At 73.3% G+C, this 25086-nt stretch carries 19 protein-coding genes and 3 pseudogenes; 8 read left to right on the top strand and 14 right to left on the bottom strand.

All coding sequences use genetic code 11. The features are described 5' to 3' along the window. Positions 1–31: 31 nt before the first annotated feature. From ACFY00_RS15020 to ACFY00_RS15045, 6 genes and pseudogenes are all read right to left on the bottom strand, one after another. The gene (locus ACFY00_RS15020; RefSeq protein ID WP_388031288.1) at positions 32–490 is read right to left on the bottom strand and encodes a DUF6098 family protein; all 459 of its coding nucleotides are present in this window, start codon (positions 488–490) and stop codon (positions 32–34) included. Between the two features lie 111 nt (positions 491–601). After that, positions 602–1018: a CBS domain-containing protein gene (locus ACFY00_RS15025; RefSeq protein WP_388031291.1), complete on the bottom strand. Its 417-nt coding sequence runs from the start codon at positions 1016–1018 to the stop codon at positions 602–604. A 117-nt stretch (positions 1019–1135) separates the two neighbouring features. Next, positions 1136–1846 (bottom strand): annotated as a pseudogene (locus ACFY00_RS15030) (putative Ig domain-containing protein); the annotation flags it as partial. Positions 1847–2062: 216 nt separating this feature from the next. Further along, positions 2063–2749 (bottom strand): annotated as a pseudogene (locus ACFY00_RS15035) (serine protease); the annotation flags it as partial. 102 nt (positions 2750–2851) lie between these two features. Then, positions 2852–4405 (bottom strand): alpha-L-arabinofuranosidase B, encoded by a 1554-nt coding sequence (locus ACFY00_RS15040; RefSeq protein ID WP_388031293.1) that lies wholly within the window; start codon positions 4403–4405, stop codon positions 2852–2854. Between the two features lie 482 nt (positions 4406–4887). Then, positions 4888–5967 (bottom strand): cation diffusion facilitator family transporter, encoded by a 1080-nt coding sequence (locus tag ACFY00_RS15045; RefSeq protein WP_388031294.1) that lies wholly within the window; start codon positions 5965–5967, stop codon positions 4888–4890. 216 nt (positions 5968–6183) lie between these two features. Between ACFY00_RS15045 and ACFY00_RS15050 the strand changes: the two genes are divergently transcribed. From ACFY00_RS15050 to ACFY00_RS15060, 3 genes are all read left to right on the top strand, one after another. Next, positions 6184–6621, top strand: a complete 438-nt coding sequence (locus ACFY00_RS15050) for a hypothetical protein (RefSeq protein WP_388031295.1) — start codon at positions 6184–6186, stop codon at positions 6619–6621. Between the two features lie 76 nt (positions 6622–6697). Beyond that, a complete protein-coding gene (locus ACFY00_RS15055; RefSeq protein ID WP_388031297.1) occupies positions 6698–7369 on the top strand; it encodes an ABC transporter ATP-binding protein in 672 nt (223 codons plus the stop codon). Next, on the top strand, positions 7366–9309 hold the full coding sequence (locus ACFY00_RS15060; protein WP_388031298.1) for a YhgE/Pip family protein: 1944 nt from the start codon (positions 7366–7368) through the stop codon (positions 9307–9309). Before ACFY00_RS15055 ends, ACFY00_RS15060 begins: the two co-directional genes overlap by 4 nt. A gap of 43 nt (positions 9310–9352) precedes the next feature. On the opposite strand, the gene ACFY00_RS15065 is transcribed toward ACFY00_RS15060, so the two are convergent. The 8 genes from ACFY00_RS15065 to ACFY00_RS15100 all read right to left on the bottom strand — a co-directional run bounded on the left by ACFY00_RS15065 (position 9353) and on the right by ACFY00_RS15100 (position 19299). Beyond that, positions 9353–10435 (bottom strand): aldose epimerase family protein, encoded by a 1083-nt coding sequence (locus ACFY00_RS15065; RefSeq protein WP_388031300.1) that lies wholly within the window; start codon positions 10433–10435, stop codon positions 9353–9355. Positions 10436–10536: 101 nt separating this feature from the next. After that, entirely contained in the window at positions 10537–12042 is a 1506-nt protein-coding gene (araA, locus tag ACFY00_RS15070) for an L-arabinose isomerase (protein WP_388031301.1), read from the bottom strand. Positions 12043–12056: 14 nt separating this feature from the next. Beyond that, positions 12057–12728, bottom strand: coding sequence for an L-ribulose-5-phosphate 4-epimerase (locus ACFY00_RS15075; protein ID WP_388031302.1), 672 nt, complete (start codon positions 12726–12728; stop codon positions 12057–12059). Positions 12729–12730: 2 nt separating this feature from the next. After that, the gene (locus tag ACFY00_RS15080) at positions 12731–14434 is read right to left on the bottom strand and encodes a ribulokinase (RefSeq protein ID WP_388031304.1); all 1704 of its coding nucleotides are present in this window, start codon (positions 14432–14434) and stop codon (positions 12731–12733) included. 245 nt (positions 14435–14679) lie between these two features. Further along, complete coding sequence (yjfF, locus tag ACFY00_RS15085) at positions 14680–15651, bottom strand: galactofuranose ABC transporter, permease protein YjfF (protein WP_388031305.1); 972 nt, start codon at positions 15649–15651, stop codon at positions 14680–14682. Further along, the gene (locus ACFY00_RS15090; protein ID WP_388031308.1) at positions 15648–16733 is read right to left on the bottom strand and encodes an ABC transporter permease; all 1086 of its coding nucleotides are present in this window, start codon (positions 16731–16733) and stop codon (positions 15648–15650) included. The genes yjfF and ACFY00_RS15090 overlap by 4 nt, the downstream gene beginning before the upstream one ends. Further along, positions 16730–18250 (bottom strand): sugar ABC transporter ATP-binding protein, encoded by a 1521-nt coding sequence (locus tag ACFY00_RS15095; RefSeq protein ID WP_388031310.1) that lies wholly within the window; start codon positions 18248–18250, stop codon positions 16730–16732. Before ACFY00_RS15095 ends, ACFY00_RS15090 begins: the two co-directional genes overlap by 4 nt. A gap of 65 nt (positions 18251–18315) precedes the next feature. Further along, positions 18316–19299, bottom strand: a complete 984-nt coding sequence (locus ACFY00_RS15100; protein WP_285739405.1) for an ABC transporter substrate-binding protein — start codon at positions 19297–19299, stop codon at positions 18316–18318. A 454-nt stretch (positions 19300–19753) separates the two neighbouring features. On the opposite strand from ACFY00_RS15100, the gene ACFY00_RS15105 reads away from it, so the two are divergent. The 5 genes and pseudogenes from ACFY00_RS15105 (at position 19754) to ACFY00_RS15125 (ending at position 24921) form a co-directional block, all read left to right on the top strand. Then, a complete protein-coding gene (locus ACFY00_RS15105) occupies positions 19754–21301 on the top strand; it encodes a non-reducing end alpha-L-arabinofuranosidase family hydrolase (protein ID WP_388031314.1) in 1548 nt (515 codons plus the stop codon). 269 nt (positions 21302–21570) lie between these two features. Then, positions 21571–22560 (top strand): LacI family DNA-binding transcriptional regulator, encoded by a 990-nt coding sequence (locus ACFY00_RS15110; protein WP_388031454.1) that lies wholly within the window; start codon positions 21571–21573, stop codon positions 22558–22560. Positions 22561–22711: 151 nt separating this feature from the next. After that, positions 22712–23167 (top strand): annotated as a pseudogene (locus ACFY00_RS15115) (SDR family NAD(P)-dependent oxidoreductase); the annotation flags it as partial. Continuing rightward, the gene (locus ACFY00_RS15120; protein ID WP_388031315.1) at positions 23164–24144 is read left to right on the top strand and encodes an aldo/keto reductase; all 981 of its coding nucleotides are present in this window, start codon (positions 23164–23166) and stop codon (positions 24142–24144) included. The pseudogene ACFY00_RS15115 and the gene ACFY00_RS15120, both read left to right, overlap by 4 nt. An 81-nt stretch (positions 24145–24225) precedes the next feature. Further along, on the top strand, positions 24226–24921 hold the full coding sequence (locus ACFY00_RS15125) for a FadR/GntR family transcriptional regulator (RefSeq protein ID WP_388031318.1): 696 nt from the start codon (positions 24226–24228) through the stop codon (positions 24919–24921). Positions 24922–25086: the final 165 nt, after the last annotated feature.

Below are 25086 nucleotides of genomic sequence, written 5' to 3' on the forward strand. Positions count from 1 at the left end.
GCGGGTGGGCCCTCACGGGTCCGGTGGGCCCTCACGGGTCCCCGGTGCGGCGCATGGGGCCCCAGCGGCCCGGCTGGTGGGCGATCTCGCGGTTCGCCTCGGCGATGACGTCCTCGCTGATCCGGGCCAGGGGGCGGGCCCCGGTGAGGAGGGGTTCGTCGTCCGGTCCGCGGGCGGTCTCGGTGCCGGTGAGGATCCAGGGGTGGACGCCGGGCGGCTTGTCGCGCCGCAGGTGCGAGTAGTCGTACAGGCGGCGGGCGGCCCACAGGCGCAGCGGGCGGTCCCGCCACCATTCCTCGACGGACAGCGGGGTGGCGGACAGGCCGGGCAGCGCGTCGCGGGTCAGGTCGTCCTGGCTGCCGTTCCCGTCCGCGAGGTCGGCCCGGGGGTCGCGGGACCAGCGCACGTACAGCGGCTCGTCCCCGTGCTCGCGCAGGAAGTCGGCGAGGGCGTCCAGGCTGGTGATGTCGGGGTGGGGGAAGGACGTCATGGGGTGCGGGTGCCTCCGTGCGGGTGCCTCCGTGCGGGCGGTGGCCCGGCGGGTCCGGCCCCGGGCGGGCGGTGGTGCCCGCCCGCCCGGAGCCGGGTGCCGGGCGGGCGGTCAGGCGGCGGAGATGGCCTCCAGCACGTCGCCGACCTTGGCGTCGGGCAGCGCGCGGGCGACGTCGGCCAGCGCGACGATGCCGACCAGCCGGTGGCCGTCGATGACGGGCAGGCGGCGGACCTGGTGGGAGCCCATGGTGCGCAGGATCTCGTTCGCCTCGTCGTCGGCGCCGATGGTGACGGCCTCGCCCTGGGCGAGTTCACCGGCCTTGACCTGCTGGGGGTCCTTGCCCGCGCCGAGCACCTTCACCACGATGTCGCGGTCGGTCAGGACGCCCTTGAGCCGGTCGTCGGTGCCGCAGATGGGCAGCGCGCCCACGCCCAGCCGGGTCATCTTCTCCGCGGCCTCCAGGACGGACTCCTGCTCGCCGACGCACTCGGCGCCCTCGGTCATGATCTCGCGTGCGGTCGTCATCGCGTTCCTCCTGTTCGTTCCGGTGTCCCCCGTAGGGGCGGCTGCCCAGGTGGCCGACGGCCATGCGTCACCGCCCGCCCCCTTTCGGGAGCGGGCGGCTGCGGTGGGCTACCGGGTTCAGCCGGTCTGGACGGCGGTGTCGTCGATCACGAAGGAGGTCTGCAGCGAGGAGTCCTCGACCGCGTTGAACTTCACCGTGACGCTCTGGCCCGCGTAGGCCGACAGGTCGATGCTCTTCTGGGTGTAGCCGGTGGCCGCGTTGACGTTCGAGTGGGTCGCGACCGTGGTGCCGTTGACGGTCACGGTCAGCTTGTCGTACGCGGTGCTGCCGGTCTCGGCGGTGTCGATGTGCAGCCAGTAGCTGAAGGTGGCCTTGCACCCGGCCGGGACGGTGACGGTCTGCGAGAGGCTGTCGGTGTGGGCGGAGCCGTAGCCGTCCATCCAGGCCTTCCAGGAGCCGCTGTGGGCCGCCTCGGAGGAGGAGTTGTCCACCACGCCGGAGGAGGCCGTCCAGGGGCTGGCGGTGCCGGTCTCGAAGCCCGGGTTGCCGAGCAGCTGGGCCGGGGTGCAGCTGCCCTGGGTGGTGGTGACCGCCCAGGAGAACGTGGTGGAGGCGGTCCGGTTGGCGGCGTCCTTGACGGTCACGGTCACCGTGGAGCTGCCCGCGGCGGTGGCGGTGCCGCTGATCAGGCCGGTGGAGGCGTTGATCGACAGGCCGGTGGGCAGCCCGGTGGCCGAGTAACTGAGCGGCGCGGTGCCGCCGGAGGCCTGGATCTGCAGGCTGACGGCGCCGTTGACCGCGGTCGACTGGTTGCCCGGGTTGGCCACCGAGGGGGCCGCGCCGGCCGGCTTGGTCAGCAGGCAGCCGCTGACGTTCAGGTCGATGACCCGGCCGGTGCCCAGGCAGGTGGTGAACCAGTAGGTCTCCTCGCCGTAGCTCTGGCCCTTGGTGGCGGTGGTGGTGCCGTCCGCGGCGACCTCGCACGGGTTGTTCAGGGTGCACATCGCGCCGTCGTCGTTGCCGGTGTTGTTGATGCCGACGACCTTCCGGCTGGCCGCGTCGACGATCGGCGAACCGGAGGTGCCGTGCGTGGTGTTGCAGCCCGCGCTGTAGCGCAGCGAGTCGTGCCAGGTCCACTGGTCCTCGCGCAGGGTCGGGACGAACCCGTTGACCGAGCAGTTCCAGACCTGCTTCCAGTACGAGGACGGTATGTACATCGCGGAGCCGTCGACCGGGTGGGTGTCGCTGATGGTCAGCGCCGTCGCCCCGTACTTGGAGCTGATGGCGGAGAAGGTGTCGGTGAGCTGGTACAGCGCGACGTCGGTGCCGGTCATCGTCGCGTACAGCACCTTGTCCGCCTGGACGGTGCCGAGCGAGGCGCCGGAGGAGTTCAGCAGGGTGCCGCTGCGGCTGGCGCTCGCGTTCTGGATGACCTGGCCGGCCGTCGGCATGGTGGGCAGGCAGTGGCCGTTGGTCAGCATCATCGCCCGGTCGGTGTCCACCGAGGTCGGGTAACGGACCAGCGAGGCCGAGCAGTTGCTCAGCGCGATGGTGGAGGTCAGGTCGCCGGCCTGGACGGCCTGCGCGGGGGCGGCACCGAGGGTGAGGGTGCCTGCGACGACCGCGCCCGCGCCGAACGCGGCGGCGAGTTTCTTGAACATGGCTCTCCTTGTGGGGGATTGCGGGCGTGCGACCGGTTGGCGCACGCCCGCGCCGGACGAAAGTGCCATGGCCACTTCAATGCGGTCAACCGTGCCGACGGAACTCGCGACCGGAATTCCCCCTGGGGAGGCGGACCGCACCCGGCGCCGGGCGCCGGGTGCGGCCGGGGGTCAGGACAGGGGCTGGGCGGTCAGCCAGGAGGTGTCCTCGGCCCAGTAGTTGGCGTTGTCCCAGGTGTTGCCGCCGACGCCGTCACCGGCGAGGTAGCCGGTGTACTCGTAGTGGCGCAGGAAGCGGTTGGGGAAGTTGACGGACTGGAAGGAGTAGCCCTGTCCGCTGTGCCCGGCCTGGAGGCAGAAGGTGGCGTCCTGCTTGAAGACGGTGCTGCCGTCGGAGGCCGCGGTGTGGAGCTGGTAGTTGAAGTGCCGCAGGTACTGGCCGGGGGCGGAGGCGGACTCGAAGGACAGGCAGGAGCCGTTGGCCAGTCCGGCCCGGACGATCCAGGTGGCGTCGTTCCGGTCGGCGGCCGAACTGCCGGACGTGATCGGGGAGATGGCCACCGTGGCGTCGGCGCTGCGGCGCAGGTAGTCGGCGGTGCAGCAGGCGGTGGTCGCCTTCAGCGAGACCCGGGCGCCGGGCGTGAGGGCGCTCGAAGTGACGGGCGCCTCCTGGTAGTTGGCCGCGGCGATGTTGGCCTGGACGGCGTTCTCGGTGGTGTCCGAGGGGTAGCCGGAGGTCATCACGCCCTCGTAGAAGGTGCCGCTGGAGGACTTGCTGTTGTCACCGCCGATGCCCAGGATGATCGCGCCCTCCTTGTGCATCGGGTTGTAGCCCGCGACGTTGGGCCGGACCCCGTTGTAGTACGTCGACAGGCCGCCGGACTGCGCGTTGCCCGCCTTGATCGCCCACAGGTTGGGGGCGCCCTTGACGATCGCGGTCAGGAAGCGGTGGCTGACGCTCGGGTCGTTCGCGTTGTAGCCCGCGTTGACGCCGGAGAACAGGCCGTTCTCCAGGTCGGCCATCACCCAGGGGCCCTTGCCGGTGCCGGAGCCCCAGATGGTGCTGTCGCCGAAGTAGATGGCCTCCATGTGGCCGTTGCCGGTGTCGAGGTTGTTGGTCTCGGCGTTGCCGTAGTCGAAGCAGCAGCCGCCGCCGAAGTGGGTGCCGTCCAGGACGGCGTACATGCCCTCGGACTGGTCGCCGGTGGCGATGCCGTTGGTCTTGTTGTTGCGGTAGCCGGTGCCCGCGGCCACGTACACGCCGTACGCCTTGTGACCGGCGACGGTGACCGGGGCGGCGGTGGCGGGGGCGAGGTTGTCCGGGCCGGGCGCGGCGCCGCCGGCCGGGGCCTGGGTGAGGTGGTTGCCCCTGCCCGACTGGTCGTAGATCACGGTGATGACGCAGGTGGTGGCGGCGCAGAAGGCGTCCTGGGCGGCGGCGTTGGCGTAGCCGCCGGTGGCGAGGACGCCGATGTCCTTGGTCGCGCCGTCGGAGGCGCGGCGGACCTGGTAGAGCGCGCCGCCGTACCCGCCGTACAGGGCCCGGGTGGTGGAGTGGGCCGCCACGCAGGGCGTCCCGCCGGAGGCGTAGAGGTCGCACGGCCCCTGGGTGGCGGCCTGCGAGGCCGTCTCGGTGCCGGCGATCAGGGCGACGGTCAGGACCGCGGTGGTGCCGGTCGCGAGGAGGGCGCGCCGGGCGCGGCGCAGCCAGGTCTGGACAGCCAAGGGTGGACTCCTTGCTGAGGGGTGGGGGGTCGGGAGGTCCCGAGGAGACGGCCGCCCCGGGGCCCCGACGGCGGAGCCGTCCGCGGCGGGCGAGGGGGGGCGCTGCGCTTTGTTAGCGCTAACAATTCACCCTGACGGAGGCTCAGAGCCGTGGGGACGAACGGGATTTCGGCTCAGGAGGCGGCCGTGCATCACTATGGAGAAGCGCCGTGACCCCGTCAAGGCTTCCGTCCGGATTGCCCCTCGACTCCGGCAGCACTCCCCGAACATCGGCGCGACCCCTTGCCCCGCCGCTTGTTAGCGCTCACAATGCCTGTCGGAGCCGCATTCCCGCCGCGCTCCCCAGGTGCGCGGCGACCCCGTGCGGTAGGTGGACGTCCGGGCACCCGCCGGTTCGACGGGTGCCCGGACGCGGGGTCGGCGTCCGGCCCCCGGCGGGCGCTCAGCCCTGGTGGCCTGGCCGTTCAGCCCCCGGCCGCCGTTCAGCCCTCGGCGGCCGCCTGCCGTCGCACCGTCTCGCGCAGCCTGCGGCGACGCTCGGCCGCGCGGCGGCGCTCGTCCTCGTCGGCCGCGGTGATGTCCAGGAAGATCTGGTCGAACTCGGGGCACTCCGCCCGGATCCGCTGCTTCAACCCGACGCAGAGTTCCTCGACCCCGCTGCTGTCCAGGCCGTCGACCAGGTCGATCCGGGCGGCCAACAGGGCCGAGCGGGGGCCGAGTTGCATGGTCAGCAGCCGGGTCACGGTGTCGACCTCGGGCCGCTCGGTGAGCACGTCCAGCGCCTGCTGCTGGACGGCCGGGTCGACGGCCTGCCCGACCAGCCGGTCCTTGGCGTCGCGGCCCAGCCGGTAGGCGACGTACATCAGCAGCACCCCGATGGCCAGGGCCGCGGCCGCCTCCCACCCGGGCCGCCCGGTCCACTGGTGGAGCCCGGCGCCCGCCAGGGCCAGCAGGACGCCGAGCACCGCCGCCGCGTCCTCGGCGAACACCGTCCGCACCGTCGGGTCGTCGCCGCGGCGCAACTGCGCCAGCAGGCCGCGCCCGGCCCGCCGGGCCTGCCCGCGCACCTGCAGGGCGGCCCTGGCCAGCGAGGCGCCCTCCGCGAGCAGCGACACCAGCAGCACCAGGTAGACGACCAGGTAGCCCTCGGTGGCCTCGGCCTCCGGGTTCAGCAGGGTGTGCAGGCCCTGGTAGAACGAGAAGCAGCCGCCGGTGACGAAGATGCCGACGGCGGCCAGCATCGACCAGAAGAACCGCTCCTTGCCGTAGCCGAAGGGGTGGCGGGCGTCCGGACGTCGGCGGCTGCGGCTCAACGAGGCCAGCAGGAACACCTCGTTGAGGCTGTCGGCGACCGAGTGCGCCGCCTCGGACAGCAGCGCGGGCGAGCCCGCGAGCAGACCGCCCACGGTCTTCGCCAGGGCGATCACCAGGTTGGCCACCAGCGCGATCAGCACCGTCCCCCTGGTCTCGCCGTCCCCCTCCGGACCGTGCCCCTCCGGGCCGTCCGCCCCCGCGCCCTTCGGGCCGTCCGTCTCCGCGCCGTGCGCGCCGTCCGTCGTCATGCCCCGCCGTGTGCCCCGGGGAGCGCGACACAACCGCCCCGTCGGGCCCGCCGCGTCCCCGCCCCCGGCGCCTCCCCTTCCCGGCAGGGGAGTCGGATCCGCTCGGCGGGGCACCCGGCGGACATGACGCACACGGACGCACGACGAGCGGGCAGGCCATGGTGGACGCAGCCGCAGGTGTGGGTGGCGACGGTGGCGTCGGGAGCGGCGTGGAGCATGGTCACGCACTTCATGAACGGGGCGTCGTGGCCGCTCACGGCCGTCGCGGGCGGATGCTACGCGCTGGCGACCCTGGCGCTCCTGCGCTGGGGGCACCGCCGCCGGGCCAGGAGGCTGGGCCTGCCGGACGAGTCCGCCCTCGTCGATCTGGACCGCGCCGTCAAGGAGGAGCGGATCCCCGCGGACCCGGTGCTGGTGGAGGCGCTGCGCCGGGTGGTCCGCGCCGACCGGGCGCAGCGGCGCCGCGCGTGGTGGGTGTGGCCGGTGCTGGGGGCGTCCGTGCTGTGGTCGGCGGCCTCGCTCTGGCAGCGCCACGGGCCGGTGGTGGGTGTGGTGGCCCTGGTGTTCCTGCTGTGCTGGTTCCCGCTGCTGTTCGTCCTCGACCGTCGGCAGCGGGCCAGGCTCCGGCGTCTGGAGTCCCGGCTGGGCCGGTGAGCCGCCCGGACGGGGCCGGGGGCATGGCGCGGCCGATTCCGGTTACCCGTCGGTAGTGATGGTGTGCGGAGAGGCCGTGACGGCCCGGGGAATCAGTGTGCACGGCCCGCGCGGGCCGGTGTTCGAGAACGTGGACGCGGACGTGCCGCCCGGCGGCCTGCTGGTGGTGCACGGGCCCGCCGGGTCGGGCCGCACCAGCGCGCTGCTGGCGCTGTCCGGCCGGATGCGGCTGCGCACGGGCGTGCTGCGGGTGGGCCGCCACCGGGCCCCCGGGGCCGGGTCCGGCAGGGTGCGCCGGTCGGTGGCGGTGGCCCGGGCGGACGGGGCGGTCGCCGCCGAGGGACGGCTGCGGGTGCGCGAACTGGTCGCCGAACGCTGCTGGTTGGACCGGGACGTCACCCGGCGCGGCGTGGTCGAGGCCGCCCGGCTGCTCGGCCTGCACCTGCGCGGCGCGGCCCTCGCCGAGGACCTGCCGCCGCTGGAGGCGCTGCTGCTGGACGTGGCGCTCGCCCTCGCAGCCCGCCCGCCCGTCCTGGCCGTGGACGCGGTGGACCGCGACTGCCCCGACGCCGACCGGGCCCGCGCCTGGCGGGCGCTGGCGGCGGTGACGGCCACCGGCTGCACCGTCCTGGCCACCGCCGCCCAGCCACCCTCGCCACCGCCCCCGGGCACCGTCCTGCTGGCCCTGCCGCACCGCGCCGACCCGGACGCCCCCGCGTCCGCGCCCGCCGACGGGGGGACGGCATGACCGCCCTCCGCCTCGCCCTGCTCGAACTGCGCCGCTTCCGCGGCCCGTTGCGCCGGTGGGTGCCGCTGCTGCTCTGCCTGATCCCGCTGCTGTACGGGGCGATGTACCTGTGGGCGAACTGGGACCCGTACGGGAAGACCGGCCGGATCCCGGTCGCGGTGGTGAACCTGGACCGTCCCGCCGTCGCCGAGGGGGGACGGCCGGTGGACGCCGGGGCGCAGCTGGTGGAGCAGTTGAAGGCGTCCGGCACCTTCGGCTGGCGGTTCGTCGACGCCGGGGCGGCCGACGCGGGGCTGCGCGAGGGGCGGTACGCGTTCACGGTCGAGATCCCGGCGGACTTCAGCAGCCGGCTGGCGACCGCCGCCGACGCGCAGCCGCAGCAGGGCGGCGTCCTGCTGCGGCTGAACGACGCGAACAACTACATCGCGGGCGTGATGACCGAGGTGGTGCAGTCGAAGCTGCAGGCCCAGGTCGACTCGGCGGTGCACGAGGCGTACGTCCGCGCGCTGTACGGCGAACTCTCGGACTTCCGGCAGGAGTTGGCGGTGGCCTCGGAGGGCGCCCGGCAACTGGTCGGGGCGACCACGACCGCTCAGCAGGGCAGCGCCGCCCTGGCGACCGCCGCGGACGGCCTGCACGCGGGCACCGAGCGGATCGGCGCCGGGGCGCAGCAGATCAGCCGGGCCGTCGGGCAGGTCGACCGGGCCGCCGAGGCGCTGGACGGGGCGGTGGCGGACCGGCTGCCGCAGGCCGCCGCCCAGCTGGTGACGGCCGCCTCGGTGGCCGCCGAGGGGCTGCACGCCCTGCACACCGGCACCTCGCAGGTCCACCAGGGCGCCGACACCGCCCTCGCCGATCTGCGCCAACTCGCCTCGGCGCACCCGGATCTGGCCCAGGACGCGGTGTTCGCCCGGGCCCTGCGCGACGCCGAGCAGGCGGACGCCACCGCCGCCGGGATCGACGACCGGGCCGCCGCGGCCGACACCGGCGCCCAGCACCAGCTGGCCGCCGCCCGCGACCTGCAGCGCACCGCCGCCGAGGTGCAGCAGGGCGCCGCGGCCCTGAACGCCCCGCTGCGGCTGCTGGACGGCGGCGCCGCCGACGTCGCCGCGGGAACGGCGACGGTCGCCGACGGCCTGCGGTCGCTGCGCGCGGGCGCGGACGCCGCGAGGTCCGCCGCCGACCAGGCGCACGACGGGGCGAGCAGGCTGTCGAGCACCGTGGACGACGGCCTGCACCGGATCCCCGAGCTGAGCGACCAGCAGATCGAGGGCGCCGCCCGGGTGCTGGGCACCCCGGCCCGGATCGACCGCACCAACCTGCACCCGGCGGGCGTGTACGGGCGCGGGATGGCGCCGTTCTTCTTCGGCATCGCGCTGTGGGTCTTCGGCCTGTTCGCCTACCTGCTGCTGCGGCCGGTCAACGGCCGCGCGCTGGCCGGCCGGGCCCGCTCGGCGACCGTGGCCGCCGCCGGGTGGCTGCCCGCCGCGCTGCTGGGCGCGGTGGCGGCGCTCGTCCTGTACGCGGTGGTGGACCTGACGCTGGGGCTGCGCCCGGCGCACCCGTGGGCCACGGTCGCCCTGCTGGTGCTGGGCGTGGCCTCCTTCGTGGCGGTCGACCACTTCCTGCGGACCTCGCTGGGCGTGGCGGGCGACGTGCTCTCGCTGGTCCTGCTGATCCTCCAACTGACCGCCGCGGGCGGCCTGTACCCGATGCCCACCGCCCCGGCGTTCTTCCGGTTCCTGCACCCGCTGCTGCCGATGACGTACCTGATCGACGGCCTGCGGGCCACCGTCTCCGGCGGCCTGGCCGCCCACGTGCTGCGCGACGGGGCCGTGCTGGCGGCCTTCGGCGTCCTCTTCCTCGCGCTCACCACGCTGGCCGTCCGCCGTCAACGGGTGTGGACGGTGGCCCGGCTGCACCCCGACGTCGAGCTCTGACGCCCCGTGACCGGCCCCGCCCCCCACCGGGGCCGGTCGGCCGTCAGCGCCCGGCGGTGAACCGGTAGACCGTGGTGGAGCGGTACTCCTCCCCCGGGCGCAGGACGGTGGAGGGGTAGTCGGGCCGGTTCGGGGAGTCGGGGAAGTGCTGGGTCTCCAGGGCGACGCCCGCGTGGGCGCGATAGGGGCGGCCGGAGCGGCCGGTGACCGCGCCGTCGAAGAGGTTGCCGGTGTAGACCTGCAGGCCGGGTTCGGTGGTGCGGCACTCCAGGCGGCGGCCGCTGGCCGGGTCGGTGAGGACGGCGGCGGTGCGCAGTCCGGTGCCGTCCAGGACCCAGGTGTGGTCGTAGCCGGAGCCGGCCGGGCCCAGCTGCGGGTGGCGCAGGGCGAAGCGTTCGCCGAGGACGCGGGCCGAGCGGAGGTCGAAGGGGGTTCCGGCGACGGGTTCGACCGGGCCGAGCGGGATCAGGTCCTCGTCGACGGGCAGGTAGCCGGAGGCGTCGACCCGCAGCAGGTGGTCGAGGACGGTGCCGTTGCCCTCCCCGGCGAGGTTGAAGTAGGCGTGGTTGGTGAGGTTGACGACGGTGGGCGCGTCGGTGGTGGCCCGGTACTCGATGGTCAGCTCGCCCTCGGCGTCGAGCAGGTAGCCGACCTCGGCGGTGAGCGCGCCGGGGAAGCCCTGGTCGCCGTCGGGGCTGTGCAGGCGCAGCCGGACGCCGACCCGCTGCTCCTCCCGGACGGTCTCGCCCTCCCAGTGGCGGGTGGCGTAGCCGTCCGGTCCGCCGTGCAGGGTGTGGCCGGTGTCCTGGGTGGCGAGGCGGTGGACGGTGCCGTCCAGCGGCAGCAGGCCGCCCGCGATCCGGTTGCCGTAGCGGCCGACGGTGGCGCCGAAGTAGGCGGCGGCGTCGAGGAGTTCGGCGACATCGCCGCCGCCGAGGACGACGTTGGCGCGCTGCCCGTACCGGTCGGGGGCGTGCAGGGCTTCGAGGCGGGCGCCGAGGCTGAGCACCTCCGCCGTGACGCCGCCGGGGGCGCCGAACGTCCAGCGGGTGATCGGCTGCCCGTCGGGGAGGGCCGCCACCTCGGCCTGGGTGATCCTCAGTGGGGCGGGGGCTTCGGACGACACGGGTGCTCCGTTCGGTGTGCGGTCGGACGGTCGGGGGTGGGCGAGAACGGGGACGACGCCCGTGGGTGGACGGGCGTCGTCGGTCCGGCTGACGGGAGGGGTCAGAGGCGCTGGGCGAGGCGGTGGTAGGCCTGGTTCCAGCGCAGTTCGCGGGTGAAGGTGCGCATGGTGGTGTCGGCGTCGATGAGGACGAGTTCGACGTCGAGCATCTCGGCGAGGTCGTCGAGGTGCTCGGTGGTGAGCGCCCGGGTGAGGACGGTGTGGTGCGGCGCGCCCGCGGTCAGCCAGGCCTCGGTGGAGGTGCGCAGGTTGGGGCGGGGGGCCCAGACGGCGCGGGCGACGGGCAGCTTGGGCAGCGGCTCGTTGGGCTCGACGACGTCGATCTCGTTGGCGACCAGGCGGAAGCGGTCGCCGAGGTCGGCCAGGCCGACGACCACGGCGGGGCCGGTGGCGGCGTCGAAGACCAGGCGGACCGGGTCCTCGCGGCCGCCGATGCCCAGCGGGTGGATCTCGCAGGACGGGGTGGCGGCGGCGATGGACGGGCAGACCTCCAGCATGTGCGCGCCGAGGATCAGCTCCCGGCCGGGCTCCAGGTGGTAGGTGTAGTCCTCCATGAAGGAGGTGCCGCCCTCCAGGCCGGTCGCGGCGGTCTTGAGGGTGCGCAGCAGGACGGAGGTCTTCCAGTCGCCCTCGCCGCCGAAGCCGTAGCCGTCGGCCATCAGGCGCTGCACCGCGAGGCCGGGGAGCTGGCGCAGGCCGCCGAGGTCCTCGAAGTTGGTGGTGAAGGCGCCGAAGCCGCCCTCGGTGAGGAAGCCGCGCAGGCCCAGTTCGATCCGGGCGGCGTAGCGCAGCGCCTCGTGCCGCTCGCCGCCGGCGCGCAGTTCGGGGGCGAGGCGGTAGAGCTCCTCGTACTCCTTGACGAGTTCGTCCACGTCCGCGTCGGCGGTGGCGTCGACGGCGGCGACCAGGTCGTTGACGCCGTAGGTGTTGACGGAGACGCCCAGGCGCAGCTGGGCCTCGACCTTGTCGCCCTCGGTGACGGCGACGTCGCGCATGTTGTCGCCGAAGCGGGCGAGCTTGAGGGTGGCGAGGTCGGCGCGGGCGGCGGCGGCGCGGGCCCAGGTGGCGACGCGCTCGGCGACGACGGGGTCGCTGACGTGTCCGGCGACGGTCTTGCGGGTGACGCCGAGGCGGGACTGGATGTAGCCGAACTCGCGGTCGCCGTGGGCGGCCTGGTTCAGGTTCATGAAGTCCATGTCGATGGTCGACCACGGCAGGTCGCGGTTGGCCTGGGTGTGCAGGTGCAGCAGCGGCTTGCGCAGCGCGTCCAGGCCGGAGATCCACATCTTGGCCGGGGAGAAGGTGTGCATCCAGGCGATCAGGCCGACGCAGGCGTCGTCGGCGTTGGCCTCCAGGCAGACCCGGCGGATGGAGGCGGCGTCGGTCAACACGGGCTTCCAGATGATCCGCACCGGCAGGCCGGTGCGGGCGAGCTGGTTGACGACCTGCTGGGACTGCTCGGCGACCTGCTGCAACGTCTCGGGGCCGTAGAGGCCCTGGCTGCCGGTGAGGAACCAGATCTCGCGGTTGAGGAACACTTCGCTCATCGGGGGTTTCTCCTTCAGCGGGCAGCGGGGCGCTGGCCGTAGACGTTCTGGTAGCGGAAGTTGAGGCGGTCGATGTCGTCCTGCGCGATGGGCAGCGGCTCGCCGAGCTGGCGGGAGATGTGCACGGTGCGGGCGACGTCCTCGCACATCACGGCGGCCTTGACGGCGGCCCTGGCGTCCTTGCCGATGGTGAAGACGCCGTGGCTCTTCATCAGGACGGCGGGCGAGCGGTGCCCGTCGAGGGTCTCGACGATGCCGCGGCCGATCGAGTCGTCGCCGATCAGCGCGAACGGGCCGATCGGGATCTCGGCGCCGAACTCGTCGGCCATCGCGGTCAGCACGCACGGCACCGGCTCGCCGCGGGCGGCCCAGGCGCTGGCGTAGGTGGAGTGGGTGTGCACCACGCCGCCGACGTCGGGGCGGTGGCGGTAGACGTAGGCGTGCGCGGCGGTGTCGGAGGACGGGGCGTGCTCGCCCTCGACCACGTTGCCGTCCAGGTCGCACAGGATCATGTTCTCGGGGGTCAGCTCGTCGTAGGAGACGCCGCTGGGCTTGATGACCAGCAGGTCCTCGCCGGGCACGCGGGCGGAGACGTTGCCCGCCGTCCACACCACCAGCTGGTAGCGCACCAGTTCCTGGTGCAGGTCGCAGACCTGGCGGCGCAGCAGGTCGATCGGGGAAGTCATGGTCAGTCCTCGGTGTCGTGGCTGAGGGCGGCGTTGCGGAGGGCGCGCAGGCGGTGCAGCAGCAGGTCGGGTCCGGTGCCGAAGTGCTCGTGCAGCAGGCGGTACTCGGCGTACAGGGCGTCGTAGGCGTCGGCGCGGGCCTCGTCCGGGAGGTAGGCGTGGCGCTGGACGCGGCCCATCGCGGCGGCGGCGGCCCGCACGTCGGGGTAGGCCCCGGCGGCGACGGCGGCGTGGATGGCCGAGCCGAGGGCCGGGCCCTGGGCGGAGACGGCGAGCGAGACCGGGCGGCGCAGCACGTCCGCGTAGATCTGCATCAGCAGGGCGTTCTTCTTCAGGCCGCCGGTGACGACGAACTCGGTGACCGGGACGCCGCCGTTCTCCAACGCCTCGACGATGGTGCGGGTGCCGTAGGCGGTGGCCTCCAGCAGGGCGCGGTAGACGTCCTCGGGGCGGGTGGCCAGGGTCAGGCCCGCGATGACGCCGGAGAGGTGGTGGTCGACCAGGGTGGAGCGGTTGCCGTTCATCCAGTCGAGCGCGACCAGGCCGTGCGCGCCGACCCGCTGGGCGGCGGCCTTGCGGGTGAGCAGCTGGTGGGCGTCCTCGCCGTTGGCCTCGGCCTCGGCGAGGTAGTCGGCGGGCAGGCCCTGGCGCAGCCACCAGGCGAAGATGTCGCCGACCGCGGACTGCCCGGCCTCGTAGCCGTAGGCGCCCTCGGCGATGCCGCCGTCGACGACGCCGCAGATGCCGGGGACGTCGGCCAGGGTGGGGCCGTTGACGACGTGGCAGGTGGAGGTGCCCATGATCGCCAGCAGCTTGCCGTTGTCGACGGCCTGCGCGGCGGGCGCCGCGACGTGCGCGTCCACGTTCCCGGCGGCGACCGCGATGCCCTCCGGCAGGCCGGTCCAGGCGGCGGCCTGGGCGGTCAGCGAGCCCACCCGGGAACCGAGCGGCGCGAGCGGGTGCTCCAGCCTGGTCCGCGCGAAGTCCGCGAACTCGGGGTGCAGGGCGGCCAGGTACTCCTCGGACGGGTAGCCGCCGTCCTGGAAGATGCCCTTGTACCCGGCGGTGCAGGTGTTGCGGGACTCGGTGCCGGTCAGCTGCCAGATGATCCAGTCGGCGGCCTCGATCCAGCGCTCGCACGCCGCGTAGACGGCCGGGTCCTCCTCCAGCACCTGCAGCGCCTTGGCGAACTGCCACTCCGCGGAGATCTTCCCGCCGTAGCGGTGGATCCACTTCTCGCCGCGGGCGTGCGCCAGCGCGTTGATCCGGTCGGCCTGGCCCTGGGCGGCGTGGTGCTTCCACAACTTGGGCCAGGCGTGCGGGCGCTGCGCCCACTCGGGCAGCTCGGCCAGCGGGGTGCCGTCGGCCAGGGTCGGCAGCACCGTGCAGGCGGTGAAGTCGGTGGCGATGCCGATCACCGAGGCGGGGTCGACGCCCGAGGCCGCCAGCGCCTGCGGCACCGCGGTGCGCAGCACCTCGCGCCAGTCCTCCGGGTGCTGCAGCGCCCAGTCGGGGGGCAGGCGGCGGGCGGTGCCGGGCAGGCGGTCCTCGATCACGGCGTGCGGGTAGGCGTGCACGGCGGTGCCGAGCTCCTCGCCGTCGCACACCCGGACCACCACCGCGCGCCCCGACAGGGTGCCGAAGTCGATGCCGACGACGTATCTCTCCGGCTCGTTCGCCCGGTCGTGGTGGGGAGTGAAGCTCACTGTCTCTTCCTTGGCGTGGGGTGGGGGCGTGAACGGTGGGGTTGGCGGCCGCCGGCGGTTTCCGCGCCGTTGCGGGCCGGCGGCCGACCGGTGTCCCGTCGTCGCCTGTTGGGAGGGCGGACGGGAGCCGCGCGGTCCGTCCGGCGAAGCGGGGGGCCGGACGGTTCGGCGGTGTTCGGGGTGGTGCCCGCGGGGCTCCGCGACGCAGCGGCGGAGCCCGGCGGGCCGTCGGTGCCGACCGGCGGTCAGCGTCGGCGGGCGGTGATCAGGCGCTGCAGGACGATGAAGACGAACAGCAGGGCGCCGATGACGATCCGGGTCCACCAGGAGCTGAGGGTGCCCTGGAAGCTGATCACGGTCTGGATCAGGCCGAGCACCAGCACGCCGAGCAGGGTGCCCAGCAGGTAGCCGGAGCCGCCGGTCAGCAGGGTGCCGCCGATGACGACCGCGGCGATCGCGTCGAGTTCCAGACCCACCGCGTGCAGGCCGTAGCCGGACAGCATGTAGAAGGTGAGCAGGACGCCGCCGAGCGCGGAGCAGAAGCCGCTGATCGCGTACACGGTGGTCTTGGTGCGCTGCACCGGCAGGCCCATCAGCAGCGCGGACTGCTCGCTGCCGCCGAGCGCGTACACGTTGCGGCCGAGCTTGGTGTAGTGCAGGACCACGAACCCGGCGGCGACCACCAGCAGGGCGATCAGGGCGCTGGGCGAGACGAACAGGTCGCCGAGCGGGATCCGGGTCTGCGCCAGGGAGGTGTACGTCGGGTCGGTGATGGAGATCGACTCGACGCTGATCGTGTAGCACAGGCCGCGGGCCAGGAACATGCCGGCCAGGGTGACGATGAACGGCTGGATCTCGAAGACGTGGATGATCCAGCCCATCACCCAGCCGCCGACGGTGCCCATCAGCAGGACCAGCGGGATCACCAGGAACGGCGACCAGCCGTGCTTCTCGACCAGCCAGGCGGAGACCATGGTGGACAGGGCGACCACCGCGCCGACCGACAGGTCGATGCCGCCGGTGAGGATCACGAAGGTCATGCCGACCGCGACGACCAGCAGGAAGGCGTTGTCGATCAGCAGGTTGAGCACGACCTGGCCGGAGAAGAAGCCCTCGTACTGCACCGAGCCGACGCTGAACATCGACACCAGCAGGACCGCGGTGACCAGCAGCGGGATCTGCCCGCGCAGGCGGGTCAGCAGGGCGTGGGCGTTCATGCGCCGACCTCCCGGTTGGTGGGGGCCGCGGCGTGCGACCGGGTGGGGCGCCGGGTGCGGGCGCCGCGGGCGGCGAGCTTGGCGCGGAAGGCGGGCGACTGGATCAGGCAGACCACGATGACCACGAACGCCTTGAACACCAGGGTGGTCTCCGGCGGGATGCCGATGGTGTAGACGGTGGTGGAGAGGGTCTGGATGATGAGCGCGCCCAGGACGGTGCCGCCGATCGAGAACCGGCCGCCGTTGAGCGAGGTCCCGCCGAGCACGACCGCGAGGATGGCGTCGAGTTCGATCCACAGTCCGGCGTTGTTGCCGTCGGCGGCCGAGACGTTGGAGGAGACCATCAGCCCGGCCAGCGCCGCGCACAGCGCGCTGAACACGTAGACCAGGGCGACCAGCCGCATCGCCCGGATGCCGACCAGCCGGCTGGCGACCGGGTTGCCGCCGACCGACTCCAGCAGCAGGCCGAGCGCGGTGGAGCGGGTCAGCAGCACGGTGGCCAGCACCACCAGGGCGCTGAGCAGGATCGCGAACGGCATGGTCAGCCAGTAGCCGCCGCCGATCATCTTGTACGGGTCGCTGGTGACGGTGATGATCTGGCCGTCGGTGATCAGCTGGGCCACGCCGCGCCCGGCGACCATCAGGATCAGGGTGGCGATGATCGGCTGGACCCCGGCCTTGGCCACCAGCAGCCCGTTGACGACGCCGAGCAGCACCGCGGTGCCGAGCGCGATGCCGAGGGCGGTCAGCACGGTGGAGAGGCTGCCCGGGTCGGTGGACTCGCTGATGTGCAGGCAGGCCAGGGCGCCGGAGATCGCGACGGTGGAGCCGACCGAGAGGTCGATGCCGCCGGTGGCGATCACCAGGGTCATGCCCAGGGAGACCAGGATCAGCGGGGCGCCGAAGTGCAGGATGTCGATCAGGGAGCCGTAGAGGTGGCCGCCCTGGAGGCGGACGGCGAAGAAGTCGGGGGTGAAGGCGAGGTTGGCGACCAGGAGCACGGCCAGCACCACCGCGGGCCAGAACAGCCGGGACCGGGTCACCGCCTTCACCGGGCTCGTCGCCACTGCTGCCGTACTCATGCGTGGGCTCCGCTCGCGATGGTGGCCATGATGCGCTCCGGGGTGAGTGCGCCGTCGTTGTCGAGTTGGGCGACCATCCGGTGGTCGCGCAGCACGCCGACCCGGTGGCTGAGCCGCAGCACCTCCTCCAGTTCGGCGGAGATGAACAGCACCGCCATGCCGTCCTCGGCGAGGTTCGCCACCAGCTTCTGGATCTCGGCCTTGGCGCCGATGTCGATGCCGCGGGTGGGCTCGTCCAGGATCAGCAGCTTGGGGTCGGTGATCAGCCAGCGGGCGAGCAGCACCTTCTGCTGGTTGCCGCCGCTGAGGTTGCGCACCAGCGCTTCGGGGTTGCCGGGGCGGATGTCCAGGGCGCGGATCCACTTCAGCGCGTAGGCGTCCTGGACGGTGCGCGAGAGCGGGCGGGTCCAGCCGCGGGAGGCCTGCAGGGCCAGCACGATGTTCTCGCGGACGGTCAGTTCGCCGACCAGGCCCTCGGTCTTGCGGTTCTCCGAGCAGAACGCGATGCCGCGGGCGATCGCGTCGCGCGGGCTGCGCAGCGAGGTCACCGCGCCCTCGATCCGCAGGGTGCCGCCGTCGCTCTGGTCGGCGCCGAACAGCAGCCGGGCGGCCTCGGTCCGCCCGGAGCCGAGCAGCCCGGCCAGGCCGACCACCTCGCCGGGGCGGATGTCGAGGTCGTACGGTTCGACGGCGCCGCGGCGGGCGAGCCGGTCGGCCTGCAGGAACGCCTTGCCGGTGGGGGCGGTGCGCTCGCGCCGCTTGCCGCCGCCGAGCTGGTCGAGTCCGGCGAGTTCGGAGCCGATCATCCGGGAGACGAGTTCGACCTGGTTCAGCTCGCTGGTCAGGTACTCGCCCTCCAGGCGGCCGTTGCGCAGCACGGTCATCCGGTCGCAGATCTCGTAGATCTGGTCGAGGAAGTGCGAGACGAACAGGATCGCCACGCCCTGGTCGCGCAGGCGCCGCATGACGGTGAAGAGCTGGCGGACCTCGTCGCGGTCCAGGCTGGAGGTCGGCTCGTCCAGGATCAGGACCTTGGCGGAGACGTCGACCGCGCGGACGATCGCGACCAGTTGCTGGACGGCGATGGAGTAGCTGTTCAGCGGCGCGTTGACGTCGATGTCCAGGTCGATCCCGCGGACCAGTTCGGCGGCCCGGCGGCGCATCGAGGACCAGTCGATCAGGCCGAAGCGGCGGGGTTCGCGGCCGATGAAGATGTTCTCCGCGACCGACAGGTTCGGGCAGAGGTTCACCTCCTGGTAGACCGTGCTGATGCCGGCCTGCTGGGCCTGCAGCGGCCCGGCGATCCGCACCTGCTCGCCGGCCAGTTCGACCTCGCCGCCGTCCGACTGGTAGACGCCGGTGAGCACCTTGATCAGGGTGGACTTCCCGGCGCCGTTCTCCCCCATCAGGGCGTGCACCTCGCCGGGGAAGAGCCGGAAGTCGACCCCGTCCAGCGCGACCACCCCGGGGAACTCCTTGCGGATCCCCCGGACTTCCAGGACCGGTTGCTGGCGCACCCCGGTTCTCCTCTCGTGTCTCCCGTGCCGGGCCGCCCGCGGGCGGCCCGGCACGGCGGGGTGGATCAGTACTGGCGGTTCGGCAGGGCCGCGGTGGCCTGCTCGGGGGTGAAGGTGCCCTCCTCGGTCTTGATCCGGCGCGGCACGCTCTCACCCGCCTTGACCTTCTTCACCAGGTCCATCAGCTGGTCGCCCAGCAGCGGGTTGCACTCGACGTCGTAGTTGATCTTGCCCTGGCTCATCGCGCTCAGGGCGTCCTTGACGCCGTCCACGGAGACGATCTTGATGTCGGTGCCGGGCTTCTTGCCGGCCTCCTCGATCGCCTGGATCGCGCCCAGCGCCATGTCGTCGTTGTGCGCGTACAGCACGTCGATCTTCGGCTGGGACTTCAGGAAGGCCTGCATGACCTCCTTGCCCTTGGCGCGGGTGAAGTCACCGGTCTGCGAGGCGACGACCTTGAACTTCGGCTCGCCCTTGATGGCGTCCGCGAAGCCGGACTTGCGGTCGTTGGCGGGCGCGGAGCCGGTGGTGCCCTCCAGCTGGACGATGTTCACGTCGCCGCCGGCGGAGGCGTACTCCTTGACCAGCCAGTCGCCGGCCTTCTTGCCCTCCTCGACGAAGTCGGAGCCGAGGAAGGAGACGTACAGCGACTCGTCCTTGGAGTCCACCGCGCGGTCGGTCAGGATGACCGGGATGTGCGCGTCCTTGGCCTCCTTGAGGACGGTGTCCCAACCCGACTCGACCACCGGCGAGAAGGCGATCACGTCGACCTTCTGCTGGATGAACGAACGGATCGCCTTGATCTGGTTCTCCTGCTTCTGCTGCGCGTCGGAGAACTTCAGCTCGATGCCGGCCTTCTTCGCCGACTCCTGGATCGACTTGGTGTTGGCGGTGCGCCAACCGCTCTCCGCGCCGACCTGGGAGAAGCCCACGACGAGCTTGTGACCGGCACCCTTGTCGGCGGAACCGCCGCCGCCGCCGGAACCGCAGGCGGTGAGGACGGCGACCATCGCACCGGCGACCAGGGCCGCCGCAGCTCTCTTGGACATGTGGGACTTCCTCTCGGGTTCGTCGATCGCACGGGCGGCAGGGGCCGGCCGGCGTCCACGGGGTGGGGTGTACGAGGGGCGAGACGACCGGACCGGGGTGCGGCCGGGGAAGGCGCTCCGTCTCGTCCGGGTGAACGCGGTGTGGCGGCGCCGTTTCGCTTGAGGGAGATTGTTAGCGCTAACAATCACGATGGACAACCCAAGTAACCGCCCGTTATCCAATCTTGACCGACCTCCGGGCCATCGCGACGCCCTTCTTGACACCCCTCCCCCGCCGGTGCTTTTCTCCGTGCCACAGCCGGTTCCCCGCTAGTTGTGAGCGCTAACAGACGTCACCGGCTCCCCCACCACCCAGGGCCCGGCTCACGCCGACCGCACGCACCGTGCCGCGATCCGCCCCGGATCCCGTGCCGAGGTCGCCCGGCCCCTGCCCCCACCCCGTAAGAAGGTGCACATGAATGCTCGCAGTGGGGCCCGCCGGGCCCTGCCCGGGCGAGGCTGGCGGTCGCGGCTGGCCGCGGTCCTGTCGGTGGTCTTCCTGGCCGGTTTCCTGGTCGCCGTGGACACCGGCGGCGCCCAGGCCGCGACCGTCGACACGGCCAAGTGGTACGTGCTGGTCAACCGCAACAGCGGCAAGGCCCTGGACGACTACAACTTCGCCACCGCCAACGGCTCCGCGGTGGTCCAGTGGGCCCGCTCCGACAACCAGGCCCAGCAGTGGCGCTTCCTGGACTCCGGCGGCGGCTGGTACCGGCTGCAGAACCGCAACAGCGGCAAGGTGCTGGACAACTACAACTGGTCGACCGCCGACGGCGCCGACTTCGTCCAGTGGAGCGACCTGAACGCCGCCAACCAGCAGTTCCAGCTCGCCGACTCGGCGGGCGGCTACGTCCGTCTGCTGAACCGCAACAGCGGCAAGGCGCTGGAGGTCCAGGGCGCCTCCACCGCCGACGGCGGCAAGGTCGTCCAGTACGCCGACTGGGGCGGCACCAACCAGCAGTGGCAGCTCGTCCCGGTCGCGGACGCCTCCGGCACCGCCGGCTCGCTGCCCTCGACCTTCCGCTGGAGCTCCAGCGGGGTGCTGGCCGGCCCGAAGCCGGACGCCGCGCACGGTGACATCGCGGCGATCAAGGACTTCTCGGTCATCCGGTACAACAACAAGTGGATCGTGTACGCGACCACCGCCAGCAGGACGGCCGGCTGGAGCCTGGAGCAGTTCAGCTTCTCCGACTGGTCCCAGGCCGCCGCCGCGACCCCCGTCTACCTGGACACCACCGCGGTCGGCAAGGGCTACCGGGCCGCCCTGCAGGTCTTCTACTTCGCCCCGCAGAACCTCTGGTACATGGTCTACCAGACCGGCCCGCCGACCTACTCGACCAGCACCGACCCGAGCAACCCGGCCGGCTGGTCGGCGCCGAGGACGTTCATCGGCACCGAGCCCGCGATCGTGACCCAGAACAAGGGCAACGGCACCTGGATCGACTTCTGGACGATCTGCGACAGCGCCAACTGCTACCTGTTCTTCGCCGACGACAACGGCCACATGTACCGGGCGCAGACCACGCTGGCGAACTTCCCCAACGGCTTCGGCAACACCCAGCTGATCCTGTCGGACGCCCCCAACAACCTCTTCGAGGCCTCCAACGTGTACAAGATCCAGGGCCGTGACCAGTACCTGATGATCGTCGAGGCGATCGGCTCCACCGGCCGCCGCTACTTCCGCTCCTGGACCGCCACCGGCCTCACCGGCACCTGGACCCCGCTCGCCTCCACCGAGGCCGAGCCGTTCGCCGGGCGCAACAACGTCACCTTCCCCGGCGGCGCCTGGACCCAGGACATCAGCCACGGCGAGATGGTCCGGGCGGGCAACGACCAGAGCCTGACCATCAACCCCTGCAACCTCCAGTACGTCTACCAGGGGCTGGACCCGGCCGCCACCGGCGACTACCTCCAACTCCCCTACCGGATGGGCCTGCTGACGCAGACCAACAGCACCTGCTGAACCCCTTCCGGCGCCCCGCGGGGCCCGGCCGCCGAGCGCGGCCGGGCCCTTCGGCCGGTGTCGGCGCTCCGGTCGGCCGCCCGTCCGACCCCCGATTGTGAGCGTGAACAAACCGAACGGGTACGCTTCTGGAGCACCGGCGCGTGACCTCCCACCGCTCTCCCCGCACCGCACGGGGCTGACCGGCCGCCCGGCGCACGTCCGCGGTCGGTGAGGAGTGGGTAGCGTTGGGGACCGAAACGGCCGGCCTTGAGGCGCGGCAGCCCGTGATGGCGGACGTCGCGAAACTGGCGGGGGTGTCCCACCAGACCGTCTCCCGGGTCCTCAACGGCGCCCCGCACGTCCGCCCCGGCACCCGGGACCGGGTGCTCGCCGCCATCCGGGAACTCGACTACCGGCCCAACTCGGCCGCCCGCGCCCTGGTCACCCGCCGCTCGCAGACCCTCGGCGTGGTCAGCTTCGAGTCCACCCTGTACGGGCCCGCCTCCATGCTGGACGGCATCGAGCGCGCCGCCCGCAGCGCCGGGTACTTCGTCAGCGTCGCCAGCCTGCGCTCGCTGGACAGCCGCTCCGTCCAGGAGGCCGTCGACCGGCTCCGCGACCAGGGCGTCGAGGGCATCGTGGTGATCGCGCCGCAGACCTCGGCCGTCAGCGCCGTCGCCAAGGTCTCCAGCTCGGTCCCGGTAGTGGCGGTCGGCTCCGGCGCCCGCTCCAGCATCCCGACCGTCACGGTCGACAACCGCTCCGGCGCGGAGGCCGCCACCCGGCAGCTGCTCGACCTCGGCCACCGCACCGTCCACCACCTGGCGGGCCCGGCGGGCTGGTTGGAGAGCCAGGACCGCCAGGAGGGCTGGCGCCGCGCCCTGGAGGCCGCCGGGGCCCCGGTGCCGACCGTGGCGGTCGGCGACTGGAGCGCCCGCTCCGGCTACGAGGCCGGGCAGCGGATGGCCCGGCTGGACGGCGTCACCGCCGTCTTCTGCGCCAACGACCACATGGCCCTCGGGCTGCTGCGCGCCCTGCACGAGAGCGGCCGCCCGGTGCCGGGCGACATCAGCGTGGTCGGCTTCGACGACATCCCCGAGGCCGCCTACTTCATCCCGCCGCTCACCACCGTCCGGCAGGACTTCGGCGAACTCGGCCGCCGGGCCCTGGAACTGCTGGTGGCCGAACTCGGCGGCACCGACCAGCCGATCGCCCGGGTGCAGATCGCCCCCGAGATGGTGCTGCGCCGCAGCACCGGCCCGGCGCACCGCGACTGAGCGCGGGAGGACCCCGGACTCTTCCGCGTTCAGGAGCGTGGCAGCGGCGCCCGGACGAGGGTGAACTCCGCGGGTCCCGGCTCCAGCCGGTGCCGGGGCAGCACGCCGGGCCCGGCAGGAGCCGCTACCGAGGCCCTGGGCGGCGTGGTCGGGACGGTTGGCCGACGACCCCGACGAGCAGTGGCACCGGGTGGCGGAGGTCAACGTGCTCGGCATCGTCCGCGCCACCCGCGCCGCCCTCCCCCACCTGCGCGCCTCCGCCCGCGCCGCGATCGCCAACACCTGCTCGATCGCCGCCACCGCCGGGCTGCCGCAGCGCGCCCCGTACTCCGCCGACAAGGGCGCCGTCCTCGCGCTGACCCTGGCGACGGCCGCCGACCACGTCCGCGAGGGCATCCGGGTCAACTGCGTCAACCCCGGTAGGGTGGACACCCCCGGGGTCGGCCGACTGCTCGACGCCGCCGACGACCCGACCGCCGAACGCGCCGCCGAGGAGGTCACCGCCATCGCGCGCCCCACCTCCCCCGCCGCGGCCTCCACCACCGGCACCGCCCTCGCGGTGGACGGCGGCATGCACGGCCTGCGCCTGCGCCCGGCGGCGTCGTGACCGCCCGCACCCTGGGCCGCTCCGGCGTGCGGGTCAGCCCGCTGTCGTTCGGCGCGGCCGCCATCGGCAACCTGTTCACCGCCGTCACCGACGAGCAGGCCGCCGGGGCCGTCCGCGCCGCCCTCGCCCACGGCTACCGCCACTTCGACACCGCCCCGCACTACGGCCTGGGCCTGTCCGAGCGCCGCCTCGGCGCCGCGCTGCGCCAGCACCCCCGCGACACCTACACCCTCGCCACCAAGGTCGGCCGCCTCCTCGTCGAGGACGGCCGGCCGGGCCCGGACGACCAGGGCTTCGCCGTCCCCGCCACCCACCGCCGCGTCTGGGACTTCAGCGCCGACGGCGTCCGCCGCTCCCTCGAAGCCAGCCTCCGGCGCCTGGGCGCCGACCGGATCGACCTCGTCCACCTGCACGACCCCGACGACCACGCCGACCAGGCCCTGCGCGAGGCCTACCCGGCCCTCGAGCGACTGCGCGCCGAGGGGGTGGTCGGCGCGATCGGCATCGGCATGAACCAGGCCGCCCTGCCCGCCCGCTTCGTCCGCGACACCGACGTCGACGCCGTCCTGCTCGCCGGGCGCCACACCCTGCTCGACCACTCCGGCCTGGACGAACTCCTCCCTCTCGCCCTGGAACGCGGCGTCGGGGTGCTCGTCGGCGGGGTGTTCAACTCCGGCCTGCTCGCCGACCCGAGACCCGGCGCCCCCTACGACTACGCGCCCGCCCCGCCCGAACTCCTCGACCGGGCCCTGCGGTTGAAGGACGCGTGCGAGCGCCACGGCGTGCCGCTGCGCGCCGCGGCGCTGCGCTTCCCGTTCGGGCACCCGGCCGTCGCCTCCGTACTGGTCGGCGCCCGCAGCGCCGCCGAGGTCCGCGACGCCGCGGCGCTGCTCGAGCGCCCCGTGCCCGCCGCGCTCTGGAGCGAGCTGCGCGGACGCGGGCTGCTGCCCGCGCACGTGCCCGTCCCCGTCGGCTGAGCGGCGCGGCTCGCGGCGGGCTTTCCGGTGACACGCCACCCCCTATGCTGCAAGGCACCGGACCAGCAGGAGGACGACGCCGTGCCAGTGACCGACGAGGCGATCGGCAAGATCAAGGCCATGATCGTGAGCGGCGAGCTGCAACCGGGCGCGCGGCTCCCGAAGGAGGCCGACCTCGCGGAGCGGCTGGGGCTGTCGCGCAACTCGCTGCGCGAGGCGGTGAAGGCGCTGTCGCTGATCCGGGTGCTGGACGTGCGCCAGGGCGACGGCACGTACGTGACCAGCCTGTCGCCCGAGGTGCTGCTGGAGACGCTGGGCTTCCTGGTCGACCTCCACCAGGACGGCACGGTGCTGGAGTTCCTGGAGCTGCGCCGCATCCTGGAGCCCGCGGCGACCGCGATGGCGGCCCGGGTGATGCCGGACGAGGACGTGGCCGCGCTCGGCGAGGTGCTGGAGGGCCTGCCCGGGGACGCCTCGCTGGACGACCTGATCGCCAACGACCTGGAGTTCCACCGGCGGATCGCGGCGGGCTCCGGGAACACCGTGCTCTGCTCGCTGCTGGAGGGCCTGTCCGGCCCGACCGTGCGGGCCCGGATCTGGCGCGGCCTCACCGAGGAGGGCGCCGTCGCGCACACCCACCAGCAGCACCGGGCGATCTTCGAGGCCGTCGCGGGCCGCCGCCCGGAGGAGGCCCACGCCTGGGCGACCGTGCACGTCTCGGGCCTGGAGCGGTGGCTGCGCGGGGCCCTCGGCGAGCCGGGCTCCGCACCGGCCTGAACGGCGTCCTCAGCCGGGGCCCTGTCCGGTGTCGGGCCCGGTCGGGCCGGTACGTCCGAAGGGCGGCGAGGAACTCGCGGGTCTCGGCGAGGTCCGGCAGGACCTGCACCAGGACCGTCCGCCGCACCCCGGCCGCCGGGGCCGCCGGGGCCAGCTCGGCCACGG

It is taken from the genome of Kitasatospora sp. NPDC001540 (assembly GCF_042894345.1).
GTDB classification, from domain to species: Bacteria; Actinomycetota; Actinomycetes; order Streptomycetales; family Streptomycetaceae; genus Kitasatospora; species Kitasatospora phosalacinea_C.